3 rRNA genes are annotated in these 5,228 nt (G+C 50.5%); all 3 read left to right on the forward strand.

The features are described 5' to 3' along the window. Positions 1 to 149 precede the first annotated feature (149 nt). A 16S ribosomal RNA gene (locus C3938_RS00395) occupies positions 150 to 1,714 on the forward strand. A 374-nt stretch (positions 1,715 to 2,088) separates the two neighbouring features. Next, positions 2,089 to 5,009 (forward strand): 23S ribosomal RNA (locus C3938_RS00400). A gap of 133 nt (positions 5,010 to 5,142) precedes the next feature. Beyond that, positions 5,143 to 5,228, forward strand: a 5S ribosomal RNA gene (gene rrf / locus C3938_RS00405); the annotation flags it as partial.

Here is a 5,228-nt window from a genome sequence, read left to right on the forward strand (position 1 = left end):
TAAATTAATAAAGTCGCAATTTGAGAGCGACACAGAAATTGCTCTTTGAAAACTGAACAAAACAACCAGTACGAAAGAAGAAAAACACCTCGTTTTTCTTAAAAGAAATGAAGTCAGAAGTTGACTTCTGAAGCACAAGAAACACAACTTTTATGGAGAGTTTGATCTTGGCTCAGGACGAACGCTGGCGGCGTGCCTAATACATGCAAGTCGAGCGCAGGAAGTTATCTGATCCTCTTTTAGAGGTGACGATAATGGAATGAGCGGCGGACGGGTGAGTAACACGTAGGCAACCTGCCTGTAAGACTGGGATAACTCGTGGAAACGCGAGCTAATACCGGATAACACTTTTCATCTCCTGATGAGAAGTTGAAAGGCGGCTTTTGCTGTCACTTACAGATGGGCCTGCGGCGCATTAGCTAGTTGGTAAGGTAATGGCTTACCAAGGCGACGATGCGTAGCCGACCTGAGAGGGTGATCGGCCACACTGGGACTGAGACACGGCCCAGACTCCTACGGGAGGCAGCAGTAGGGAATCTTCCGCAATGGACGAAAGTCTGACGGAGCAACGCCGCGTGAGTGATGAAGGTTTTCGGATCGTAAAACTCTGTTGTTAGGGAAGAACAAGTGCCATAGTAACTGATGGCACCTTGACGGTACCTAACCAGAAAGCCACGGCTAACTACGTGCCAGCAGCCGCGGTAATACGTAGGTGGCAAGCGTTGTCCGGAATTATTGGGCGTAAAGCGCTCGCAGGCGGTTCTTTAAGTCTGATGTGAAATCTTACGGCTCAACCGTAAACGTGCATTGGAAACTGGGGAACTTGAGTGCAGAAGAGGAGAGTGGAATTCCACGTGTAGCGGTGAAATGCGTAGAGATGTGGAGGAACACCAGTGGCGAAGGCGACTCTCTGGTCTGTAACTGACGCTGAGGAGCGAAAGCGTGGGGAGCGAACAGGATTAGATACCCTGGTAGTCCACGCCGTAAACGATGAGTGCTAGGTGTTAGGGGGTTTCCGCCCCTTAGTGCTGAAGTTAACGCATTAAGCACTCCGCCTGGGGAGTACGGCCGCAAGGCTGAAACTCAAAAGAATTGACGGGGGCCCGCACAAGCGGTGGAGCATGTGGTTTAATTCGAAGCAACGCGAAGAACCTTACCAGGTCTTGACATCCTCTGAACACTCTAGAGATAGAGTTTTCCCTTCGGGGACAGAGTGACAGGTGGTGCATGGTTGTCGTCAGCTCGTGTCGTGAGATGTTGGGTTAAGTCCCGCAACGAGCGCAACCCTTGATCTTAGTTGCCAGCATTCAGTTGGGCACTCTAAGGTGACTGCCGGTGACAAACCGGAGGAAGGTGGGGACGACGTCAAATCATCATGCCCCTTATGACCTGGGCTACACACGTGCTACAATGGATGGAACAAAGGGAAGCGAACCCGCGAGGTCAAGCAAATCCCACAAAACCATTCTCAGTTCGGATTGTAGGCTGCAACTCGCCTACATGAAGCCGGAATCGCTAGTAATCGCGGATCAGCATGCCGCGGTGAATACGTTCCCGGGCCTTGTACACACCGCCCGTCACACCACGAGAGTTGGTAACACCCGAAGTCGGTGAGGTAACCTTTTGGAGCCAGCCGCCGAAGGTGGGACTAATGATTGGGGTGAAGTCGTAACAAGGTAGCCGTATCGGAAGGTGCGGCTGGATCACCTCCTTTCTAAGGATTATTACGGAATCGTACTTGGTTGTTTGGTTCAGTTTTGAGAGAGCAATCTCTCAAATTAATGAACTTCTGTTAAGAACGTCACGTCCATGTGACAACACAGAAGCCACCACATCCGTGTGGTAGTTTGTACCTTGAAAACTAAATAAGAGTAACAACGACATCAAAAAATAGAAAGCTGAAGCGACTGTACAGTGACGTATGAACTGGACTGAACCGAAGGAGATAAAGAAAACACGATGAACGTATGTGAATCGATGTTGACTTATCGTACGGAGGAGAAGGAAGTTACACTAGTCACTAGGAGCTGAAGCTGGATTGAAACAAGGCTATTAAATTAGCACGCTTATTTACTGAAATAACAACTTAGTTAAGTGAATAAGGGCGCACGGTGGATGCCTTGGCACTAGGAGCTGAAGAAGGACGGGACTAACACCGATATGCCTCGGGGAGTTGTAAGTAAACTTTGATCCGGGGATTTCCGAATGGGGAAACCCACTGTTCGTAATGGAGCAGTACCTATACCTCAATACATAGGGTATAGGGAGCAGACCCGGGGAACTGAAACATCTCAGTACCTGGAGGAAGAGAAAGAAACCTCGATTTCCTGAGTAGCGGCGAGCGAAACGGAAAGAGCCCAAACCAGAAAGCTTGCTTTCTGGGGTTGTAGGACACTCCTTTGGAGTTACAAAGAAATTCTTTAAATGAATCGATCTGGAAAGGTCAGCCGAAGAAGGTAACAGCCCTGTAATTGAAAAAGAATTTCCTCCGGAGTGTATCCTGAGTACGGCGGAACACGTGGAATTCCGTCGGAATCCGGGAGGACCATCTCCCAAGGCTAAATACTCCCTAGTGACCGATAGTGAACCAGTACCGTGAGGGAAAGGTGAAAAGCACCCCGGAAGGGGAGTGAAATAGAACCTGAAACCGTGTGCCTACAAGTAGTCGAAGCCCGTTAATGGGTGACGGCGTACCTTTTGTAGAATGGACCGGCGAGTTACGATCCCATGCAAGGTTAAGTGGAAGACACGGAGCCGCAGCGAAAGCGAGTCTGAATAGGGCGATATAGTATGTGGTCGTAGACCCGAAACCGTGTGATCTACCCATGTCCAGGGTGAAGGTCAGGTAACACTGACTGGAGGCCCGAACCCACGTATGTTGAAAAATGCGGGGATGAGGTGTGGGTAGGGGTGAAATGCCAATCGAACACGGAGATAGCTGGTTCTCTCCGAAATAGCTTTAGGGCTAGCCTCAAGATGATGAGTACTGGAGGTAGAGCACTGATTGGACTAGGGGCCCCTACCGGGTTACCGAATTCAGTCAAACTCCGAATGCCAGTTACTTAAACTTGGGAGTCAGACTATGGGTGATAAGGTTCATAGTCGAAAGGGAAACAGCCCAGACCGCCAGCTAAGGTCCCAAAGTATACGTTAAGTGGAAAAGGATGTGGAGTTGCCCAGACAACCAGGATGTTGGCTTAGAAGCAGCCACCATTTAAAGAGTGCGTAATAGCTCACTGGTCGAGTGACTCTGCGCCGAAAATGTACCGGGGCTAAACGTATCACCGAAGCTGCGGATTGTTCTTACGAACAATGGTAGGAGAGCGTTCTAAGTGCTGTGAAGTCAGACCGTGAGGACTGGTGGAGCGCTTAGAAGTGAGAATGCCGGTATGAGTAGCGAAAAAAGAGTGAGAATCTCTTTCACCGAATGCCTAAGGTTTCCTGAGGAAGGCTCGTCCTCTCAGGGTTAGTCGGGACCTAAGCCGAGGCCGACAGGCGTAGGCGATGGACAACAGGTAGATATTCCTGTACCACCTCATGATTGTTTGAGCGATGGGGGGACGCAGTAGGATAAGGAATGCGCACCGATGGATGTGTGCGCCCAAGCAGTGAGAAAGTCAGATAGGCAAATCCGTCTGGCAATTTCAAGCTGTGATGGGGAGGGAAATAAAGTACCGAAGTTCCGGATTTCACACTGCCAAGAAAAGCCTCTAGTTAGATCATAGGTGCCCGTACCGCAAACCGACACAGGTAGGCGAGGAGAGAATCCTAAGGTGAGCGGGAGAACTCTCGTTAAGGAACTCGGCAAAATGACCCCGTAACTTCGGGAGAAGGGGTGCTCCTTTTAAGGAGGAGCCGCAGTGAATAGGCCCAAGCGACTGTTTAGCAAAAACACAGGTCTCTGCGAAGCCGAAAGGCGAAGTATAGGGGCTGACACCTGCCCGGTGCTGGAAGGTTAAGGGGACGAGTTAGCTCTTCGGAGCGAAGCTTTGAACCGAAGCCCCAGTAAACGGCGGCCGTAACTATAACGGTCCTAAGGTAGCGAAATTCCTTGTCGGGTAAGTTCCGACCCGCACGAAAGGTGCAACGACTTGGGCACTGTCTCAACGAGAGACCCGGTGAAATTATACTATGCGTGAAGATGCGCATTACCCGCGACAGGACGGAAAGACCCCGTGGAGCTTTACTGTAGCCTGATATTGAATGTTTGTGCAGCTTGTACAGGATAGGTGGGAGCCTTTGAAGCGTGAGCGCTAGCTTACGTGGAGGCACCCGTGGGATACCACCCTCGCTGTATGAACATTCTAACCCAGGACCGTAATCCGGTTCGGAGACAGTGTCAGGCGGGCAGTTTGACTGGGGCGGTCGCCTCCCAAAGAGTAACGGAGGCGCCCAAAGGTTCCCTCAGAATGGTTGGAAATCATTCGTAGAGTGTAAAGGCAGAAGGGAGCTTGACTGCGAGACCTACAAGTCGAGCAGGGACGAAAGTCGGGCTTAGTGATCCGGTGGTTCCGCATGGAAGGGCCATCGCTCAACGGATAAAAGCTACCCCGGGGATAACAGGCTTATCTCCCCCAAGAGTTCACATCGACGGGGAGGTTTGGCACCTCGATGTCGGCTCATCGCATCCTGGGGCTGTAGTCGGTCCCAAGGGTTGGGCTGTTCGCCCATTAAAGCGGTACGCGAGCTGGGTTCAGAACGTCGTGAGACAGTTCGGTCCCTATCCGTCGTGGGCGTTGGAAGTTTGAGAGGAGCTGTCCTTAGTACGAGAGGACCGGGATGGACACACCGCTGGTGTACCAGTTGTTCCGCCAGGAGCATGGCTGGGTAGCTACGTGTGGAAAGGATAAGTGCTGAAAGCATCTAAGCATGAAGCCCCCCTCAAGATGAAACTTCCCATCACTTCGAGTGAGTAAGATCCCTCAGAGACGATGAGGTTGATAGGTCCGAGGTGGAAGCGTGGCGACACGTGCAGCTGACGGATACTAATTGATCGAGGACTTATCTAAGTTCTTAGAATGATGTCACGTTACTCTTATTTAGTTTTTAGGGTACAATCCTAAAAAAAGTGTTGCATTTTGTCTAAGGAATGCATATAATATAACTTGTCCTTATTTTTTTGGACTACATATTATACGAAAGTCTGGTAGCGATAGCGAAGAGGCCACACCTGTTCCCATGCCGAACACAGAAGTTAAGCTCTTCAGCGCCGATGGTAGTTGGGGCTT

It is taken from the genome of Microbulbifer pacificus (assembly GCF_002959965.1).
GTDB classification, from domain to species: Bacteria; Pseudomonadota; Gammaproteobacteria; order Pseudomonadales; family Cellvibrionaceae; genus Microbulbifer; species Microbulbifer pacificus_A.